Origin of the sequence: Castellaniella daejeonensis (assembly GCF_039523555.1) — a bacterium.
In the GTDB taxonomy this organism is placed as follows: domain Bacteria; phylum Pseudomonadota; class Gammaproteobacteria; order Burkholderiales; family Burkholderiaceae_B; genus Castellaniella; species Castellaniella daejeonensis.
Map to the genome: position 1 here is coordinate 129,825 of NZ_BAAAFN010000008.1, position 19,561 is coordinate 149,385.

Below are 19,561 nucleotides of genomic sequence, written 5' to 3' on the forward strand. Positions count from 1 at the left end.
ATGACAGCAGAAATCGAAACGATGCCGAGCGCCGAAGCAGGCGCGCCCGAAACGCCGTCCGCGGCCGACAGCCGGCCGGAAAACGGCAAGCCACGGGGCCGCAAGCTGCGCACGCCGTTTCGCCGCCGCCGTGGGGATGCCCAGCAGGGCGGTGCGCACGGCGCCGGCAGCCAGGGGGACGAGCCGACCGAGGCCATCGACACGGGTTCCGCGGAAGAAGCCGACCGCGCCCTGGGGTATCTGAAGGATGCCCATCCGACCGCCCGGCGCCTGGACCGCTTCCTGAACAGCGACGTCCTGATGCCGAAATTGCACAAGGTCCTGGCCGACGCGGGGATCGGTTCCCGGCGCGACATGGAAGAACTGATCATCGCCGGGCGCGTTTCGGTCAATGGCGAGCCGGCGCATGTGGGCCAGCGCATCGGCCCCGACGACAAGGTCCGGGTCAATGGCCGCCTGGTGACGCGGCCCAAGGCGGGCAAGCTGCCCCGCGTGATCCTCTATCACAAGCCGGCCGGCGAGATCGTCAGCCACGACGACCCCGAAGGCCGGGCTTCCGTCTTCGCGCGCCTGCCGCGCATCCGCACGGGGAAATGGCTTTCGGTGGGGCGCCTCGACCTGAATACCGAGGGACTGCTGATCCTGACGACCTCGGGCGACCTGGCCAACCGGCTCTCGCATCCGCGCTTCGGCGCCGAGCGGGAATATGCCGTTCGCGTCCTGGGCGAACTGGGCGAGCAGGAACGTGCCCGCCTGACCGCCGGCATCCAGCTCGAAGACGGAGAGGCGCGGTTCAATTCCCTGGACTACATCGGCGGCGAAGGCAGCAACCGCTGGTACCGCGTCACGCTCAGCGAAGGTCGCAACCGCGAGGTGCGGCGCATGTTCGAAGCAGCGGGGGTGACTGTCAGCCGCCTGATCCGCACGCGTTTCGGCGATGTGATGCTGCCGCCCAACCTGCGGCGCGGGCGCTGGGACGAGCTGGATTCCGAACTGGTCGGGGCCCTGATGGTCCAGCTGGGCCTGCTGCGCGGCGCCGACGAAGACGACGGCCAGGCCGAACGCCAGCCGCTGTCGCACGCCAGTGCCCTGCCGCCGGGTTTCGGCACGCCGGGCCAGAACGGCCAGAACGGTGCGCGCCTGAATCGGCGGGGCAAAGTGTCGGGTGGCCGCAAGAACGCCATCGACCCGTTCACCACCGGGCTGCTGATCAGCGGCGGGCTGGCCAACGGCCATCCGGACGGCGACAAGTCGCACCGGCCCGCGAAGCCCGGCCGCAAGCCGGCCAAGTCCCGCGCCCATGGCGGCGATGCCCAGGGGTCTCGGCCCGAAAACCGGCCGGCTCGGCCCGGCAAGCCCGGCAAGGCCGCCGGCAAACCGGCTGGAAAGCCAGCTGGAAAGCCGTCCCGGTCCGGCAAGCCTGCCCAGGGCGGGGCCGGGGCTGTGCCGGCTGACAAGGCAGCCGCGCGTCCGCCGAAGGCAGCCCAGAAGCCCGCCCGCAAGCAGGGCGGCAAGGCTTCCCGCAAGCCGGCAGGCGGCGGGGGCGAACGTCAGCCCCGGGGTGCGCATGCGCACGAGTCGCGGCTGGGGTTCCTGGGCCGCGGCCGCTGATCATTGCGGGGAAATCCCGCCATGCGGCGGATTCCATAAAAATGGTCTTCGGGCAAAGAAATGCTGTTATAATGTAAGGCTTTACAGCACCTTTGTGCTGTGTCCACCGGGGGCTTGCCGTGCATTGCCCCGGCTTTGCGGGCGCTCTTGTGCGCAAGCAGGCCGGTGCGGGCGGGTCGCCGGCGGTTCCTGAACGGGCTTCGGGTTCCACCCGGGGCGAACAAAGGGCTGCGGGACAGCCCCTTTTTTTTGGGAATTTATGGCGGATATCTTGACGGTCGCCCAGCAGGCCCTGCTGGGTTTCGATGTTGAATTGGTCGATGTGGAACGCGCGCCCCTGGGGCTTTTGCGTGTGGTCATCGATCGCCCCGAAGGGGTTCGCATCGAGGACTGCGAGCAGGTTTCCCGCCAGTTGTCGCATGTGTTCGAAGTCGAAAACATCGACTACAAGCGCCTGGAGGTCAGCTCCCCCGGCGTGGACCGGCCCCTGCGCCGCCTGGCGGACTACGTCCGCTTCGCCGGCCAGCGCATCGAATTGCGCCTGCACGAGCCGGTCGAATCCCGCAAGACCTTCACCGGGATCCTGCGGGCCAGCGCTGATGAACCGCCCGTGCTCAGCCTGGACTGGGAAGACCAGTCGGGCCAGCAGCGGACGCTGACGTTTTCTTTTGACGATGTGGACCGGGCCCGTCTGGACCCCGTTCTCGATTTCAAGGGTAAGAAGCGATGAGTCGCGAAATTCTGCTGTTGGTCGACGCCCTGGCGCGTGAAAAAAACGTCGAACGCGATGTCGTGTTCGGCGCTCTCGAAAGCGCGCTGGCCTCGGCCATGAAAAAGCGGTTCAAGGAAGACGTGGACATCCGCGTGGCCATCGACCGCCAGACCGGCGAGCACGAAGGCTTCCGCCGCTGGCTGGTCGTGCCCGACGAGGCAGGCCTGCAGGAGCCCGATGCCCAGGAACTCTATACCGACGCCCAGGACATCGTGCCGGGCATCGAAGTGGGGGAATACATCGAGGAACCCCTCGAGCCGATCGAGTTCGGCCGCATCGGTGCGCAGGCCGCCAAGCAGGCGATCCTGCAGAAGATTCGCGATGCCGAGCGCGAGCAGGTGCTGAACGACTTCCTGGACCGCGGCGAGACCATCGTGTCCGGCACGGTCAAGCGCCTGGACAAGGGCGATGCCATCGTCGAGATCGGCAAGGTCGAGGCGCGCCTGCCGCGCACCGAGATGATCCCCAAGGAAAACATCCGTGCCGGCGACCGGGTGCGCGCCTACGTCCTCAAGGTCGATCACGCGGCGCGTGGCCAGCAGGTGATCCTGTCGCGCACCTCGCCCGACTTCATCCGCGAGCTGTTCGAAAATGAAGTTCCCGAGATCGAGCAGGGCCTGCTCGAGATCAAGGCAGCGGCGCGCGACCCGGGCGTGCGTGCGAAAATCGCCGTCGTGGCGTACGATAAGCGCATCGATCCGATCGGTACCTGCGTGGGCATGCGCGGTTCGCGCGTCACGGCCGTGCGCAACGAACTCGGCGGCGAGCAGGTGGACATCGTCCTGTGGGCTGACGACCCGGCGGAATTCGTGATCGGCGCGCTGGCGCCGGCGCATGTCGAGTCCATTCTGGTGGACGAGGACAAGCACGCGATGGACGTGGTGGTCGACGAGGAAAACCTGCCCAAGGCCATTGGTGCACGCGGTCAGAACGTCCGCCTGGCATCCGAGCTGACCGGCTGGCAGATCAACATCATGACGCCCGAGGAAAGCCAGAGCCGCCAGGATGCCGAACGCGCCGCGCTGCGTCATACCTTCATCACGAAGCTCGACGTGGATGAGGAAGTCGCCGACATCCTCATCGACGAAGGCTTCACCGGCCTCGAGGAAATCGCCTATGTGCCCCTGCAGGAACTGCTGGACATCGAGGCATTCGACGAGGAAACCGTCAATGAGCTGCGCACGCGTGCGCGCAATGCCCTGCTGACCGAGGCCATCGCCCAGGAAGAGCGCGTGCAGACCGCCCGCGATCTGCTGGAAATCAAGGGCATGGACCCGGCCCTGGTGGCGAAGCTGGCCGAGAACGGCATCACCACGCTGGACGACCTGGCCGAACTGGCCGCGGACGAGCTGGCCGAACTGACCGGGCTGCCCGAGGACGCTGCCAGCGACATGATCATGCAGGCGCGGGCCCACTGGTTCGAGGACGACGAAGCCTGATTCCTTCGTCGCATCGAGCCACGCAGCCCATCAACGTAGTCAAAGAGAGAGTCGAATGCCGAGTAACACCGTCGCCCAATTCGCCGAAGAACTGAACATGCCCGCCAACGTCCTGCTGGATCATTTCCGCTCGGCCGGCGTCGAGCTGGATTCGGTGAACGCCGACGTGACCGAAGCAGACAAGAGCGCCCTGCTCGAATCCCTGCGGCGTTCGCACGGCTCCGACACGGGCAAGAAGGTCGTGCTGACGCGCCGCAAGACGTCGGAAATCCACCAGGCGGACAGCTCCGGCCGGTCGCGCACGATCCAGGTCGAGGTCCGCAAGAAGCGCGTGCTGGTCAAGCGCGACCGCTCCGAGCTGGTCGAGGCCGCCCGCGCCGAAGCCGCCGCCCAGGCTGCGGCTGCTGCAGCGGCGGCCCCGGCGCCCGCGCCCCAGCCCGAGCCGGCACCGGCCCAGCAGGCCGTGGCTGCGGCTGACCAGACCGTCTCCGAACCGGCGGCCACCCGTCTCGCGGAACCCGTCGCGCCCCAGGCTCCGGCCGAAGCGCCGGCTGCTCCCGTGGCGGACGAGACTCCCGCACAGCAAGAACCCGCCGAGGCCGAGGCCCCGACCGAAACAAAACAGGACATCGTGAGCGAAACCCCTGTCGTCGAGCCCCAGACCGAAGCGCCCGCTGCCGCGGCCGAGCCGGCTCCTGCCATTTCCGAACCGGCGCCGGCCCCCGAGCCCGCGCCGCGAGCCGAACCTGCGTCTTCCGCGCCGGTGTCCGCGCCCCAGGCCACGCCGGGCAAGGCACGCAGGGCGCCTGCCGATGCCGACCGCGAACGCGCCCGCCGCGCCGCCGAAGCCGAGGCCGCGGCCCTGCGCGAAATGATGCGCCAGCCGCGCAAGGTCCTGCGCGCGCCCGAGCCCGAGGAAACGCCCACCACCGGCACGCTGCACAAGCCCGCCGGCACCAAGGCCTCCGTCAAGAAGGAATCCGAAGGCAAGAAGGTCATCAAGGCGGCCGACGTGTCCTCGAGCTGGTCCAACGACGGCCGCAAGAAGCCTTCCAAGGCCGATACGCTGTCGGCCGGCTCCGGGCGGGATGCCTGGCGCGCGGGTGGCAAGGCCGGCAGCCGCGGAAGCAAGGGCGCGCGCGGCAAGGGACGCCGTCAGGCCGAGCACCAGGAACCGATGCAGGCCGAATTCATCGCGCGTGAAATCCACGTGCCCGAAACGATTTCCGTCGCCGATCTGGCCCACAAGATGTCCGTGAAGGCGGCCGAGGTCATCAAGCATCTGATGAAGCTGGGCCAGATGGTCACCATCAACCAGATCCTGGACCAGGAAACCGCCATGATCGTGGTCGAGGAACTGGGCCATACCGCCATCGCCGCAAAGCTGGACGATCCGGAAGCCTTCCTGGCCGACACGGAAACCTCCGACGAGGCCGAGGCCCTGCCGCGCGCGCCGGTCGTCACCGTCATGGGCCACGTCGACCACGGCAAGACCTCGCTGCTGGACTATATCCGCCGCACCAAGGTCGCCACGGGTGAGGCCGGCGGCATCACCCAGCATATCGGCGCCTACAGCGTCAAGACCGATCGCGGTGTGGTGGCCTTCCTCGACACCCCGGGCCACGAGGCCTTCACGGCCATGCGTGCCCGCGGCGCCCAGGCCACCGACATCGTCATCCTGGTGGTGGCGGCCGACGACGGGGTCATGCCCCAGACCAAGGAAGCCATCCACCACGCCCGTGCGGCCAATGTCCCCCTGGTGGTGGCGATCAACAAGATCGACAAGCCGGAAGCCAACCCCGAGCGCGTCAAGCAGGAACTGGTGGCCGAGGAAGTCGTGCCGGAAGAATACGGCGGCGACGTGCCCTTCATCCCCGTGTCGGCCAAGACCGGCCAGGGTATCGACGAACTGCTGGAAAATGTCCTGCTGCAGGCCGAGATCCTGGAACTCAAGGCGCCCGTCGACGCGCCCGCCAAGGGCATCGTCATCGAGGCCCGGCTGGACAAGGGCCGCGGTCCCGTGGCCACCATCCTGGTCCAGAGCGGCACCCTGCATCGCGGCGATGCCGTGCTGGCGGGCGTGGCCTACGGCCGGGTGCGTGCCATGCTGAACGACACCGGCAAGCCTACCTCCGAAGCCGGCCCCTCGACCCCGGTCGAGATCCAGGGCCTGGCCGAGGTTCCGGCCGCCGGCGACGAGGTCCTGGTCCTGAACGACGAACGCAAGGCACGCGAGATCGCGCTGTTCCGCCAGGGCAAGTTCCGCGACGTCAAGCTCGCCCGCCAGCAGGCTGCCAAGCTGGAATCCATGTTCGACAACCTGGGCGAAGGCGTGCGCACGCTGCCGCTGATCGTCAAGACCGATGTCCAGGGGTCCCAGGAAGCCCTGGTGCAGTCGCTGCTCAAGCTGTCCACCGACGAGGTCCGGGTGCAGGTCGTGCATGCGGCCGTGGGTGGCATTTCCGAAAGCGACGTCAACCTGGCGATCGCCTCGGGCGCCGTGGTGATCGGCTTCAATGTCCGGGCCGACGCTCCGGCCAAGAAGCTGGCCGAAACCAACGACATCGACCTGCGCTACTACAACATCATCTACGACGCGATCGACGACGTGCGCAACGCCATGTCGGGCATGCTGGCGCCTGAAAAGCGCGAGGAAGTCATCGGCCTGGTCGAGATCCGCGAGATCTTCACCGTATCCAAGGTCGGCAACATTGCCGGCTGCATGGTGCTCGAAGGCGTGGTACGCCGCGATTCTCAGGTCCGCCTGCTGCGCAACCACGTGGTCCACTGGACCGGCTCGCTGGATTCCCTGCGCCGCTTCAAGGACGACGTCAAGGAAGTCAAGTCCGGCTTCGATTGCGGGATCACGCTCAAGGGCAACAACGACATCCAGATCGGCGATCAGCTCGAAGTCTTCGAAATCAAGGAAGTCGCCCGCACGCTCTGATCGTGCGGCATGAATCATGGGCCGTCATAAATCCAAGCCGAATCCCGGACGCAACATGCGCCTGGCCGACCAGATCCAGAAGGATCTGGCGGCCCTGGTGCAGCGCGAGCTCGACGTCGCGCGCGCCGGCCTGATCACGCTCACCGGCGTCGATCTGTCGGCCGACTACGCCCATGCCAAGGTCTACTTCACCGTGCTGGGCGCCGAGCCCGAAACAGCCGCCCAGGCGTTGAACGACAAGGCGGGCTGGCTGCATTCGCAGCTGTTCCGGATGTTGCACATCCATACGGTGCCGACCCTGCGTTTCGTGCACGACGCGCAGCTGGCACGCGGCATCGAGCTCACGCAACTGATTGATCGGGCCAACCGTCCCCAGGCGGGCGTTTCGGACATTCCCGAACTCGAAGACCCGGACGGCCAGCCCTGAAGGGCGGTCGTCACTCATCTGGACGGATTGAACGATGGCTTCCCGACGCGGGCAGATGCTCGATGGAGTCCTGTTGCTGGACAAACCGGAGGGCCTGTCGAGCAACCATGCGCTGCAGCGCGCCAAGCGTACCGTGGACGCCCGCAAGGCGGGCCATACCGGTACGCTGGACCCGTTCGCCACGGGCCTGCTGATCTGCTGCTTCGGCCGTGCGACCAAGATTTCCGCCGCCATGCTGGAGGCCGACAAGGTCTACGAAGCGACCCTGGCCTTCGGCGAGGAAACCGACAGCGGCGACCTGACCGGCCACATCACGGCGCGCGCGCCGGATGATTTCGCCGGCGTGGACGCCGACACGCTGGAATCCGTGCTGCCCGCATTCCGGGGCGAGATCGAGCAGGTGCCGCCCATGGTGTCGGCACTCAAGCGCGACGGCAAGCCGCTGTACGAATATGCCCGCCAGGGCATCGAGCTGGACCGTCCGCCGCGCAGGATCGTGATCCACGCGCTCGACCTGCTGGCCTGCGACGGCCGCAGTGCCCGGCTGCGGGTGCATTGCAGCAAGGGCACGTACGTGCGCACCCTGGCGCAGGACATCGGCCGCAGCCTGGGCTGCCTGGCGCACCTGTCGGCCTTGCGGCGCACCGCCGTCGGGCCGTTCTCGATCGAGCAGGCCGTGAGGCTCGAAGCCCTGCAGGCCATGGAAGCGCCGGCGACGGCGCTGATCCCTTTACACGCCTTGCCTGACGGACTGCGTCCGGCAAGCGCTTCCACCGAGGAAAAAACCTTATGAAACGAGCTTTGCGCAACGTGGCCATCATTGCCCACGTGGACCATGGCAAAACCACTCTCGTCGACCAGCTGCTGCGGCAGTCCGGCACCTTCCGCGACAACCAGCAGGTGTCCGAGCGGGTCATGGATTCGGGCGACATCGAGCGCGAGCGCGGCATCACCATCCTGGCCAAGAACTGCGCCGTCGAATACGAAGGCACGCACATCAACATCATCGACACCCCGGGCCACGCCGACTTCGGCGGCGAGGTCGAGCGCGTGCTGTCCATGGTGGACGGCGTGTTGCTGCTGGTCGATGCCGTCGAAGGCCCGATGCCCCAGACCCGCTTCGTCACGCGCAAGGCGCTGGCCCTGGGCCTGAAGCCCATCGTGGTGGTCAACAAGGTCGATCGCCCGGGCGCGCGCCCGGATTTCGTGGTCAACGCCACCTTCGATCTGTTCGACAAGCTGGGTGCCACGGAAGAGCAGCTGGATTTCCCCGTGATCTATGCCTCGGGGCTGTCGGGCTACGCCGGGCTGACCGACGACGTGCGTTCTGGCGACATGCGCCCGCTGTTCGAGGCCATCCTGAAATATGTGCCGCAGCGCGACGACGATTCCGACGGGCCGCTGCAGATGCAGATCATTTCCCTGGACTACAGCAGCTACGTCGGCAAGATCGGCGTGGGCCGCATCAACCGGGGCCGCCTGCGCGCGGGTCAGGACGTGGCCGTGAAGTTCGGTCCCGACGACGGCGAGGCCTTCAAGGGCCGCGTCAACCAGGTGCTGAAGTTCAAGGGCCTGGAACGCGAGCTGGTGAACGAGGCCGAAGCCGGCGACATCGTGCTGATCAACGGCATCGAGGATATCGGCATCGGTTGCACCCTGATGGACCCGGCCGTGCAGGAAGCCCTGCCGATGCTGCGTATCGACGAGCCCACGCTGACCATGAATTTCATGGTCAATACCTCGCCGCTGGCCGGGCGCGAAGGCAAGTTCGTCACCAGCCGCCAGTTGCGCGACCGCCTGGACCGCGAGCTGAAGTCCAACGTTGCCCTGCGCGTGAACGATACCGACGACGACACCGTGTTCGAGGTCTGCGGCCGGGGCGAACTGCACCTGACCATCCTGCTGGAAAACATGCGCCGCGAGGGCTACGAGCTGGCCGTGTCGCGTCCGCGCGTGATGTTCAAGGAAATCGACGGCGTGAAGTGCGAGCCGTATGAATTGCTGACGGTGGACGTGGAAGACGCGCACCAGGGCGGCGTGATGGAAGAACTGGGTCGGCGCAAGGGCGATCTGCAGGACATGCAGCCCGATGGGCGTGGCCGTACCCGCCTGGAATACCGGATTCCCGCGCGCGGCCTGATCGGCTTCCAGAGCGAATTCCTGACGCTCACGCGCGGAACGGGCCTGATGAGCCATATCTTCGACGACTACGCGCCGGTGCGCGAGGGCGGTGTCGGCGAGCGCCGCAACGGCGTGCTGATCAGCCAGGACGATGGTACCGCCGTGGCCTACGCCCTGTGGAAGCTGCAGGAGCGCGGCCGCATGTTCGTGTCGCCTCAGGATCCGGTCTATGAAGGCATGATCATCGGCATCCATTCGCGCGACAACGACCTGGTGGTCAACCCCATCAAGGAAAAGAAGCTGACCAACGTGCGCGCCTCCGGCAAGGACGAACACATCGATCTGGTGCCGCCCATCGCCCTGAGCCTGGAATACGCGGTGGAATTCATCGCCGACGATGAACTGGTCGAAGTCACGCCCAAGTCGATCCGGCTTCGCAAGCGCTACCTGCAGGAGCACGAGCGCCGCCGCAGCCTGCGCGAATCGGCCTGATCGGCCGGGCGCGCGGCCGGGATCAGACCGGTCCGCAGGCAGCAGAATGCAAAGACCCCGCTTTTCTGGCGGGGTCTTTGCATGTGGGCCGTGCAGTCTCGCGCATGCGCCTTACCGGGTTTCGGCCCGGATCACCAGGGCCAGCCCGGCCAGCAGCGCCGCCAGGCCGGCGTAGGCCAGCGTGCCGGGCCGTTCGCCCACGACCGCCAGTGCCAGCAGGAAGGCGGTGAGGGGTTCCATCAGGGCCAGCGACACCCCGCTGGCGGCGCTGATGCTGCGCAGGCCGGTGGTGAACAGCAGATAGGCAACCCCCGTCGAGGCGATGCCCAGGAAGCCGACCATCAGCCAGCCCGAGACCGTGATCTGCAGCGGCCCGGCCCAGATCCCCGCGATCGGCAGCGCCAGCAGGGCACCCACCAGGAACACGCCCAGCGTGGCGACGGCCGGGGATGCGTGCTGGACCAGGTTCTTGTTCAGCAAGGTGTAGAGCGCGTAGGTCAGGCCCGAAGCCAGGCACAGGACGATGCCCAGCGGATCGGCCTGGATGTCGCCGCTGCGCCCGAACACCAGCAATACGCCGCCACCGACCGCCACCAGCGTGCCCGCCCACCAGCCGGGTGCGGGGCGCGCGCCGGCGGCCAGTTGCAATATTCCGGCCCAGATCGGGCCGCTGCCGATGGCCAGCGCCGTGCCCACCGCCACGCCGGTGGCCTTCACCCCTGCGAAGAACGTCAGGTTGTAGCCCGCCATGCACGCGCCGGCCCAGAGGGCGCGGCGCCAGTCCAGGCCGGCCAGTTGCCTGCCCAGGTGGGGCAGCCCGTTGATCGAGCCGGCATAGGCCAGGAAGAAGAGGGCGGCGATCAGCAGGCGCAGGGCGCCCACCCAGTAGGGCGACAGGGTGGCGTCGGAGAAACTCTGGGCCGTGCCCGTGGTGCCCCACAGGATGCCGGCGCCCAGCACCAGCAGGATGCCTTTCAGGGGGCTGTCGGGAAGGGATGATCGAGATGAATCCGGTAGCGTGCTCATGTCGCCATGATGGCAGCGTTGCCGCCGGGCTTCTGTCGAGAAACGCTCGTGGTTTCGCTGTGCATGGGCAGCGGACGGCTCGGCCGGCCGCGCCGTGGTGTTTCAGGAAGCGGTCTGCCGGAGCGAGCGGACGCCTGTTCCGCGGTCGCGGCGCAGTGCATAGGCCAGGGCGCTGCCTGAGCGGTAGCCGACTTGCGCGGCGACGACTTCCAGGGTGGCCCCCCGTGCCAGCGCCTGGCTCGCGCGTTCCAGCCGCAAGGCGCGCAGATGGTCGCCCGGCGTGCGGCCGGTCAGTTCCAGCAGGCGGGCATGGAACCGCTGCGGGCTGAGGTTGAACAGCCGGGCCATGCGGGCTGTCGGCCAGGATTCGTGCAGCGCTTGGGCCAGTGCGGCGTCCAGGCGCGCCAGATCCAGGCCCCGTCGCGAAGCCAGTACCGTGGGCAGGTCAAGCAGCAGGGCCAGCTGCCGCGCGGCGTCGCCCTGGCTGCCCAGGGCACGGCATGCGGGCGTCAGGGCGAATCGCCGCAGCTTTTCCAGCCCACGGGATTCGGGGGCGTCGATCACCAGGATGCGGGTGCCGGGCTGTGCGCAATAGGCGTGGCGGGCACCGGCCGGGATCAGCATCCCGCAGGACGGATCGGTGAACAGGGCATGCCCGTCGATTTCCAGCTCCATGCGGCCGGCCAGCGGCATCATCACCTGGGCGTGATCGTGGATGTGGACATGGGCCTGTCCGTCGTAATCGCGCAGCGTGCTGACCGGTTCGAGAAGCGGCATGGCGGGGTGAATGAAGGCGTGGACGTGAATGCGATGCATCGATCTTACCGCTTCCCGCGGTGCGGCGGATGGTATGCCGGGCCCGCCTCGGGAAGCCGGGCGTGGGCATCGCCGTGGCCGCACGGGGCCGCTTACAATGGATGCGCGGCTCCGTCGCGCGCCGCCGGGCGCCCGGAATGCCGCGCCCCGGCTGGACACCATGATTCTCTACCTGCACGGATTCCGATCATCTCCCGATTCCGCCAAGGCCCGACTGATGGCCGGGGCGATGGCCGAGCGCGGCCTGGCGGCCGACTGGTGCTGCCCCCAACTGCCGGCCAGCCCGGCTGCCGCGTTGGATCTGGCGCTGGGACTGTTGCGCGATCGGCTGGGCGCCCCGGCGGCGGTCGGTGGCGGCGATGACAGCCCGGCGGACCGCCTGACCGTCATCGGCTCGTCCCTGGGCGGTTTCTACGCCACCTGGCTGGCCGAGCGCCTGGGCTGTCGCGCCGTGCTGCTCAATCCCGTCGTCCATGCAGCGCGCGATCTGTCCACCCAGGTTGGCTCGCACCGCACTTTTCACGGCGACGAGCCTTTCGAATTCCTGCCGGGGCATGTGGACGAGCTGGCACGAGCCGAGGCCGACATCCCGGTACTGACCCGTCCGGAACGCTATTTCCTGCTGGCCGCCACCGGCGACGAGGTCCTGGACTGGCGGGAAATGCGGGACCGTTTCGCCGGCAGCCGGCAGCGCATCATCGAAGGCAGCGACCACGGCATTTCGGATTTCGCCGACTGGCTGCCCGAGGTGCTTGAATTCGCCCTGGGCGGCGCCATGCCGGCTGCAATGCAGTCCGCTTCGGGGCGCCGGGTCGTCACCGGCGCCTGGGAAGACCTGGGCGCCGAAGCCGGCCGCATCCGCCTGGAGGTCTTCGTGCAGGAGCAGCAGGTGCCGCTGGAAGAGGAACTGGATGCCCGCGACGCGCAGTGCCTGCACGCCGTTGCCTACGATGCCGACGGTCAGGCCATGGGCACCGGCCGTTTGCTGCCCGACGGCCACATCGGCCGCATGGCCGTGCGCAAGGCCTGGCGCGGCCAGGGCGTCGGCTCGTTGCTGCTGAATGCGCTGATGGATGCCGCACGCCGCCGTGGCGACGCAGAGGTCGTGCTGGATGCGCAGCTGCACGCACGCCCCTTCTACGCCCGCCATGGCTTCGTGGAGGAAGGCGGAACCTTCATGGATGCGGGCATTCCGCATCGCGTGATGCGGCGGCGGTTCTGAGCATCGCCGGGCTTCATTGCCCGCAGGCGGCGGGCATCTCTGGGCCGGGCCAGGGCGCCGGTTGGCCTACTTCAGATTTCCCGACAGGAACTGCCGCAGCCGGGGGCTTTGCGGGTTGTCGAAGATGTCGGCCGGGGTGCCGGTTTCTTCGGCCACGCCCTGGTGCAGGAACATGACCTGGGACGCCAGGTTGCGCGCAAAGCCCATTTCGTGGGTGACGACCAGCATGGTCCGGCCTTCTTCGGCGAGCTTCTGCATGACCTTCAGCACTTCGCCCACCAGCTCGGGGTCCAGGGCGGAGGTCGGTTCGTCGAACAGCATGACCTCGGGTTCCATGGCCAGGGCGCGGGCGATCGCCACGCGCTGCTGCTGCCCGCCCGACAGGGACGAGGGATACTGGGTTTCGACCTTGGGGTCCAGGCCGACCTTGGCCAGGTAGTGCCGCGCGCGTTCGACGGCTTCGGCCCGGCTGAGCTTCAGCACCTGGATCGGGGCTTCGATCACATTGCCCAGCACGTTCATGTGCGCCCACAGGTTGAAGTGCTGGAACACCATCGCCAGCTTCGAGCGCAGGCGGCGCAGCTGGTCCAGGTCGGCGGCATGGGGTTCGCCATGCTTGTCATGGACGATCTTCAGCAGTTCGCCGTTCAGCGACACCGATCCCTGGTTGGGTTTTTCCAGGAAGTTGATGCAGCGCAGGAAGGTCGATTTGCCCGAGCCGCTGGAGCCCAGGATGCAGATCACGTCGCCGGCGTTGGCCGTCAGGGAGACGCCCTTGAGGACCTCGTTGTCGCCGTAGCGCTTGTGGATGTTGATGACGTCGAGTTTTGACATGGGAAATCAGCGGTGGGTGCCCAGGTAGGCCAGCGTACGGCGTTCGAACCGGCGGAACAGCCAGATCAGTGTAAACGACAGGCACAGGTAGAGCAGGGCGGCAAGCCCGTAGGATGCGAAGGTCTGGTAGGTGGCCGAGTTGGCATCGCGGGCGATCTTGAGGATGTCGGGCACGGTGGCGGTGAAGGCCAGTGACGTGGCGTGCAGCATCAGGATCACTTCGTTGCTGTAGGCCGGCAGTGCGCGGCGCAGGGCCGATGGCAGGATCACGCGGCGGTACATCGCGAAACGCGTCATGCCGTAGGCGCGCGCGGCCTCGATCTCGCCCGCGCTGGTGGCGCGGATGGCGCCGGCGAAGATTTCGGTCGTGTAGGCGACGGTGTTCAGCGTCAGGGCCAGGACCAGGCAATTGAAGCCACTCTGGAAGAATGCGGCCAGGGGCGGGGTGTCCTTGACGAAGTCCAGGCTGTAGATGCCGGCGTAGATGAACAGGATCTGCACGTACAGCGGCGTGCCGCGGAATACGTAGCCGAAGATCCACAGCGGGACTGACAGCCAGCGGCGCGAGGATACCCGGGCCACTGCCAGGAAGATCGAGATGAAGAAGCCCATCGACACCGAGAGCACCAGCAGCCACAGGGTGATGGCCATGCCCGAGAGGCTGCCGTTGCTGGAATACAGGTAGGCGCGCCAGAATTGCTCGAGGACGTCGATCATAGCTGCGCCTCGCGCACGCCCACGCTGTAGCGCCGGTCCAGCCAGTACAGGATGCCGTTGGACAGGGTGGTCAGGGCCAGATAGATCAGGCCGGTCAGGCTGATGAAGAGGAATACCCGGAAGGTGACGTTGCCGGCATCCTGGGCGACCTTGACCAGGTCGGTCAGGCCGATCAGGGACACCAGGGCGGTGGATTTCAGAAGGACCTGCCAGTTGTTGCCGATGCCGGGCAGGGCGTGGCGCATCATCTGGGGAAACAGGATGCGGCGGAAGACCTGGAATTCACGCATGCCGTAGGCCGTGGCGGCTTCCATCTGGCCGTACGGCACGGCCATGAACGCTCCCCGGAAGGTTTCGGCGAAGTAGGCGCCGTAGATGAAGCCCAGCGTCAGCACGCCGGCGCCGAAGGGATCGATGTCGATCGGGTCGAGGCCGAGCAGGTCGGTCAGGTCGTTCAGGTAGATCTGCATGCTGAAGAAGATCAGCAGCATCAGGACCAGGTCGGGGACGCCGCGAACGAGGGTGGTGTAGGCCGTGGCGACCAGGCGGGCGCTCCAGGAGGCCGACAGCTTGGCCCAGGCGCCCAGAAGCCCCAGCCCCACGGCCACGGCCAGGGACAGCAACGCCAGCTTGATGGTGACCCAGGTCCCCGCCAGCAGCAGGGGGCCGTAGCCGTCTAGAAACATGGAAATCGGGAATGAACGATCAGGAGAGCCGCCCCGGCTTGTGGGCCGGGGCGGCGGCGCCCTGGTTGGAAAAGGCCGGCCGCGCGGTCAGGCGGCATGGCTCGGGATTACTGGGCGGGGAATCGGATCAGGCCTTCGGCGAAGTATTTCTTCGCGTAGCCCTGGATCGTGCCGTCGGCCAGCATGGCCTTGAGGACCTTGTCCACGTCGGCCTTGAGCGTGTTGCCCTTGCGGATGCCCATGGCGATGGGTTCGTTCAGGATCGGGTCGTCGAGCATCATCGGGGCGAGCTCGTAGTCGGCGCCTTCGGGCTTGTTCAGGAAGCCTTCGACCGCGCTTTGCGCCTCTTGGAAGGTGGCGTCCAGGCGGCCGGCCGTGACGTCCACGTAGGCGTTCGTGTAGCTGGGATAGGCGACGACCTTGACGCCCTTGGGCGCCCAGTGCTTGCGGGCGTAGGTTTCCATCGTGGTGCCCTGCTGGACGCCGACGCGCTTGCCCTTCAGGGATTCGGCGGTGGGCTCCAGGCCGCTGCCCTTCTTGACCATCAGCTTGACGGGCACGATGTACATGGGGGTGGAGAAGTCGATGACCTTCTTGCGCGCCTCGGTGGCCGTCATGGTGGAATTGGCCAGGTCGAACTTGCGCGCCTGCAGGCCCGGGATCAGGCTGTCGAATGACTGGTCGATCCACACGCAGGTCCGGTTCAGGCGCTTGCAGACTTCGTTGCCGATGTCGATGTCGAAGCCTTCGAGCTGGCCGTTGGGATTGCGATATTCGAACGGCGGGTAGCCGGCTTCGGTGGCGATCTTGAGTTCCTTGGTGTCGGCGGCGGAGCCGACTGCGGGGATCAGGCCGGCCGCGATCAGCAGCGCGGCGCCAAGCAGGGTGGTTTTCATCGAATGTTCTCCTGGGGTGCCGGGCGGCGGGTGGCGCCGGCCGGCAGTAACAAGGTGTGATGTTAACCCAGGTCCTTGCCGGGGCGCATCAAGCATTACCCCTAGAAGAATCCCGGGACGCGCCTGCCTCCGGCGCGCACCCGCAGGCTCAGGTCGGCAGCGCCGGCTCGCGCTGCTGCTCGATCTGGGCGGCTTCCTGGATGAGGCGGACGACTTCGTCGAGGTCGTCGGTGACCAGCAGCATGTCGAGGTCGAAGGGCCCGATCATGCCGTGGGTCAGGAGCTGGTCGCGGACCCATTCCATCAGGCCGGACCAGAAGGCCTTGCCCACCAGGATGATGGGGGCGGGCGGCTGCTTCATCGTCTGCACCAGCGTGATGGCCTCGAACAGTTCGTCCAGCGTGCCGAAGCCGCCGGGCAGCACCACGTAGGCCAGGCTGTGCATGAAGAACGAGGCCTTGCGCGAGTTGAAGTATTCGAACTGCAGGCTGTCGGTCTGGTAGGGGTTGTCGGTCTTTTCGCGCGGCAGGCGGATGTTCAGCCCGACGCTGCGCCCGCCGGCCTCGAAGGCGCCACGGTTGGCGGCTTCCATCAGGCCGGGGCCGCCGCCGGCGATGACCGGCAGGCCCAGCTGGGCGATGCGCGCGCCCAGTTCCATGCCCTGGGCATAGAAGGGGTGGTCGCGGGGAATCCGGGCGCTGCCGAAGATGCTCACGCCCAGGCCGATTTTCTGAAAGGCCGCGGCTGCCGCGCGCATCTCTGCAATAATCGTGGGAATCTGTTGTTCGGCCGAAACGCGTTTCGTCTTATTGTCCGTCATGAAAAAAACCTTGTTGCTCGTGGATGGGTCCAGCTACCTGTACCGCGCCTATCATGCGATGCCCGATCTGCGCAATGCGCGCGGCGAACCCACCGGAGCCCTGTATGGCGTCGTCTCCATGTTACGGAGGCTGCTGCTGGATTACAAGGACGTGGCGACCCATGGGGCCTGCGTGTTCGACGCCCCCGGAGGCTCTTTCAGGGAAACGATCTACCCCGACTACAAGGCCAATCGTCCGTCGATGCCGGACGACCTGCGTGCCCAGATCGGACCGATACATGAAGCTGCCGCAGCGCTGGGCTGGACCGTGATCTCGGCGCCGGGCGTGGAAGCCGACGACATCATCGGCACCCTGGCGCACCAGGCGGGCGAAAACGGCTTTTATACCATCATTTCGACGGGCGACAAGGATCTGGCCCAGCTGGTCAATGACAAGGTCGAACTGATCAACACCATGTCGGGAGAGCGCCAGGACCGCGAAGGCGTGATCCGCAAGTTCGGCGTGCCCCCGGAGCGCATCGTCGATTACCTGATGCTGACCGGCGACGCGGTGGACAATGTGCCCGGCGTGCAGAAGGTCGGCCCCAAGACCGCCGCCAAATGGCTGGGCGAGTACGGCGATATCGACACGCTGGTCGCCCATGCCGCCGACATCCGCGGCGTGGCCGGGGAAAACCTGCGCGCGGCGGTGCCGAATTTCCCCATGACGCGGGAACTGCTGACGGTGCGCCTGGATTGCGAGCTGGAAGAAGGCTGGGTGCCGTCCGCGCTGGGCCTGAAGGAGCCCGACCACGAGGTGCTGGTCCGGCTGTATGAAACCTATGGCTTCCGGACCTGGTTGCGCGAGGAAACCGGCGATCCCGACCGCATCCCGGCCCAGGACGCCCGCGTCGCGCGCGAGGTGCCGCCCGGGCCCGATGCCGTGGATTACGAAACCATTCTCGATGAAGCATCATTGGACCGCTGGCTGGAACGCCTGCGTGCCGCGCCCCTGGCTGCCCTGGATACGGAAACCACCAGCCTGGACCCCATGGCGGCCCGGCTGGTGGGGCTGTCTTTCGCCATCGAGCCCGGCCGGGCGGCCTACGTGCCGGTGGGGCACCGCGCCCCGGGCACGCCCGATCAACTGGACCGCGCCCTGGTGCTGGAACGCCTGCGTCCCTGGCTCGAGGATCCTGACGCGCCCAAGCTGCTGCATCATGCCAAGTACGACGTCCATGTGTTCGCCAACGAGGGAGTCGCCCTGCGCGGGGTGCGGCACGACACCATGCTGCAGGCCTATGTGCTGCAGTCGCATCGGCGCGTGAACCTGCAGGAACTCTGCATCCAGTGGCTGGGCCTGACGGGGACAACCTACGAAGATCTGTGCGGCAAGGGTGCGCGCCAGATCGGCTTCGACGAGGTGGCCCTGGACCAGGCGGCACACTATGCCGCCGAGGACGCCGATTTCACCCTGCGTCTGCACCAGGTGCTTCTGCCGAAGGTGGAAGCCGAATCGGGCCTGTCGCGTATCTATGATCTGGAGATCCGCACGTCCGACGTGCTCGCGCGCATCGAACGCAACGGCGTGGCCATCGATGCCGGCGTGCTGGCGGCGCAAAGCCACGAGCTGGGCCGGCAGATGATCGACCTCGAGGCCCGGGCCCATGCATTGGCGGGCCAGCCCTTCAACCTGAATTCGCCCAAGCAGCTGGGCGAGATCCTTTTCCAGCGCATGCAGTTGCCGGTGTTGCGCAAGACGGCCAGCGGTGCGCCTTCCACCGACGAAGACGTCCTGAGCCGCCTGGCGGCCGATTACCCCCTGCCGCGCCTGCTGCTCGACTACCGCGGCATCGCCAAGCTGAAATCCACCTATACCGACAAGCTGCCCCGCATGATCGATCCGCGCACGGGCCGGGTGCACACGCGCTACGCCCAGGCGGCCGTGGTGACGGGGCGGCTGGCCTCGTCCGATCCGAACCTGCAGAACATCCCCGTGCGCACGGCCGAGGGCCGCCGCGTGCGGTCGGCATTTGTTTCCAGCCTGGGCAAGATCGTCTCGGCCGACTACTCGCAGATCGAACTGCGCGTCATGGCCCATGTGTCGGGCGACGAGAACCTGCGCCGGGCCTTTGCCCAGGGGCTGGACATCCACCGCGCCACGGCGGCCGAGGTCTTCGGCCTGCCCCTGGACCAGGTCGATGCCGAACACCGCCGGGCTGCCAAGGCCATCAATTTCGGCCTGATCTACGGCATGGGCGAATTCGGCCTGGCGAGCAACCTGGGCATCACCCGGGCCGCGGCCAAATCCTACATCGACCGCTATTTCATGCGCTATCCCGGCGTGGCCGACTACATGGACCGCATCCGCCGCCAGGCCCGCGAGCAGGGCTACGTGGAAACTGTCTTCGGGCGCCGCCTGTATTTCCCCGATTTGTCCGGCGCCAAGGGGCCGCGCGCGGCCGCAGCCGAGCGGGCCGCGATCAATGCGCCCATGCAGGGCACGGCGGCCGATCTCATCAAGATGGCCATGGTGGCCGTCCAGGACTGGCTGGACGCCGAAGGCCTGCGCAGCCTGATGGTGATGCAGGTCCACGACGAACTGGTGTTCGACGCGGCCGAGGACGAGATCGATGCCTTGCGCGAGCGGGTGCCGGCGCTGATGGCAGGCGTGGCGCAGCTTGCAGTGCCGCTGGTGGCGGAAGTGGGCGTCGGCCACGATTGGGGCGCCGCCCACTGACGGGCACCGTGCCGCG

General features: G+C 67.2%; 16 protein-coding genes and 1 pseudogene. 10 read left to right on the top strand and 7 right to left on the bottom strand.

The features are described from left to right. The 7 genes from ABD022_RS05460 (at position 1) to typA (ending at position 9,809) form a co-directional block, all read left to right on the top strand. Positions 1 to 1,611: a pseudouridine synthase gene (locus ABD022_RS05460; protein ID WP_325127397.1), complete on the top strand. Its 1,611-nt coding sequence runs from the start codon at positions 1 to 3 to the stop codon at positions 1,609 to 1,611. Between the two features lie 259 nt (positions 1,612 to 1,870). After that, complete coding sequence (gene rimP, locus ABD022_RS05465) at positions 1,871 to 2,341, top strand: ribosome maturation factor RimP (RefSeq protein ID WP_325127395.1); 471 nt, start codon at positions 1,871 to 1,873, stop codon at positions 2,339 to 2,341. Next, positions 2,338 to 3,822, top strand: coding sequence for a transcription termination factor NusA (gene nusA / locus ABD022_RS05470; protein WP_325127394.1), 1,485 nt, complete (start codon positions 2,338 to 2,340; stop codon positions 3,820 to 3,822). The genes rimP and nusA overlap by 4 nt, the downstream gene beginning before the upstream one ends. 55 nt (positions 3,823 to 3,877) lie before the next feature. Beyond that, a complete protein-coding gene (infB, locus tag ABD022_RS05475; protein ID WP_325127392.1) occupies positions 3,878 to 6,769 on the top strand; it encodes a translation initiation factor IF-2 in 2,892 nt (963 codons plus the stop codon). A 16-nt stretch (positions 6,770 to 6,785) separates the two neighbouring features. After that, positions 6,786 to 7,196 carry a 30S ribosome-binding factor RbfA gene (gene rbfA, locus ABD022_RS05480; protein WP_325127390.1) on the top strand — a complete coding sequence of 137 codons (411 nt, stop codon included), beginning with the start codon at positions 6,786 to 6,788 and terminating at the stop codon, positions 7,194 to 7,196. Positions 7,197 to 7,230: 34 nt separating this feature from the next. Next, the gene (gene truB / locus ABD022_RS05485) at positions 7,231 to 7,989 is read left to right on the top strand and encodes a tRNA pseudouridine(55) synthase TruB (protein ID WP_343820387.1); all 759 of its coding nucleotides are present in this window, start codon (positions 7,231 to 7,233) and stop codon (positions 7,987 to 7,989) included. Next, positions 7,986 to 9,809, top strand: a complete 1,824-nt coding sequence (gene typA / locus ABD022_RS05490) for a translational GTPase TypA (RefSeq protein ID WP_325127386.1) — start codon at positions 7,986 to 7,988, stop codon at positions 9,807 to 9,809. Before truB ends, typA begins: the two co-directional genes overlap by 4 nt. Positions 9,810 to 9,920: 111 nt before the next feature. Here typA and ABD022_RS05495 read toward each other — a convergent pair whose 3' ends face one another. Together ABD022_RS05495 and ABD022_RS05500 are read right to left on the bottom strand one after the other, a co-directional pair. Further along, positions 9,921 to 10,835 (bottom strand): DMT family transporter, encoded by a 915-nt coding sequence (locus ABD022_RS05495; RefSeq protein WP_325127384.1) that lies wholly within the window; start codon positions 10,833 to 10,835, stop codon positions 9,921 to 9,923. Between the two features lie 102 nt (positions 10,836 to 10,937). Next, positions 10,938 to 11,651 (bottom strand): helix-turn-helix domain-containing protein, encoded by a 714-nt coding sequence (locus ABD022_RS05500; protein ID WP_325127382.1) that lies wholly within the window; start codon positions 11,649 to 11,651, stop codon positions 10,938 to 10,940. Positions 11,652 to 11,811: 160 nt separating this feature from the next. Between ABD022_RS05500 and ABD022_RS05505 the strand changes: the two are divergent. Together ABD022_RS05505 and ABD022_RS05510 are read left to right on the top strand one after the other, a co-directional pair. Then, positions 11,812 to 12,420, top strand: a pseudogene (locus ABD022_RS05505) (YqiA/YcfP family alpha/beta fold hydrolase); the annotation flags it as partial. A gap of 18 nt (positions 12,421 to 12,438) precedes the next feature. Continuing rightward, positions 12,439 to 12,873, top strand: coding sequence for a GNAT family N-acetyltransferase (locus ABD022_RS05510; RefSeq protein ID WP_343820429.1), 435 nt, complete (start codon positions 12,439 to 12,441; stop codon positions 12,871 to 12,873). Positions 12,874 to 12,939: 66 nt separating this feature from the next. On the opposite strand, the gene ABD022_RS05515 is transcribed toward ABD022_RS05510, so the two are convergent. The 5 genes from ABD022_RS05515 to ABD022_RS05535 all read right to left on the bottom strand — a co-directional run bounded on the left by ABD022_RS05515 (position 12,940) and on the right by ABD022_RS05535 (position 16,826). Next, a complete protein-coding gene (locus ABD022_RS05515) occupies positions 12,940 to 13,707 on the bottom strand; it encodes an ABC transporter ATP-binding protein (protein WP_325127380.1) in 768 nt (255 codons plus the stop codon). Between the two features lie 6 nt (positions 13,708 to 13,713). Continuing rightward, entirely contained in the window at positions 13,714 to 14,424 is a 711-nt protein-coding gene (locus ABD022_RS05520; RefSeq protein WP_325127377.1) for an ABC transporter permease, read from the bottom strand. After that, the gene (locus ABD022_RS05525; RefSeq protein ID WP_343820390.1) at positions 14,421 to 15,110 is read right to left on the bottom strand and encodes an ABC transporter permease; all 690 of its coding nucleotides are present in this window, start codon (positions 15,108 to 15,110) and stop codon (positions 14,421 to 14,423) included. The genes ABD022_RS05520 and ABD022_RS05525 overlap by 4 nt, the downstream gene beginning before the upstream one ends. 107 nt (positions 15,111 to 15,217) lie before the next feature. Further along, positions 15,218 to 16,006, bottom strand: coding sequence for a transporter substrate-binding domain-containing protein (locus tag ABD022_RS05530; RefSeq protein WP_325127374.1), 789 nt, complete (start codon positions 16,004 to 16,006; stop codon positions 15,218 to 15,220). Between the two features lie 148 nt (positions 16,007 to 16,154). Further along, positions 16,155 to 16,826: an LOG family protein gene (locus ABD022_RS05535; RefSeq protein WP_325127372.1), complete on the bottom strand. Its 672-nt coding sequence runs from the start codon at positions 16,824 to 16,826 to the stop codon at positions 16,155 to 16,157. On the opposite strand from ABD022_RS05535, the gene polA reads away from it, so the two are divergent. Further along, positions 16,825 to 19,545 (top strand): DNA polymerase I, encoded by a 2,721-nt coding sequence (gene polA / locus ABD022_RS05540; RefSeq protein ID WP_325127370.1) that lies wholly within the window; start codon positions 16,825 to 16,827, stop codon positions 19,543 to 19,545. The genes ABD022_RS05535 and polA overlap by 2 nt on opposite strands. Positions 19,546 to 19,561 lie beyond the last annotated feature (16 nt).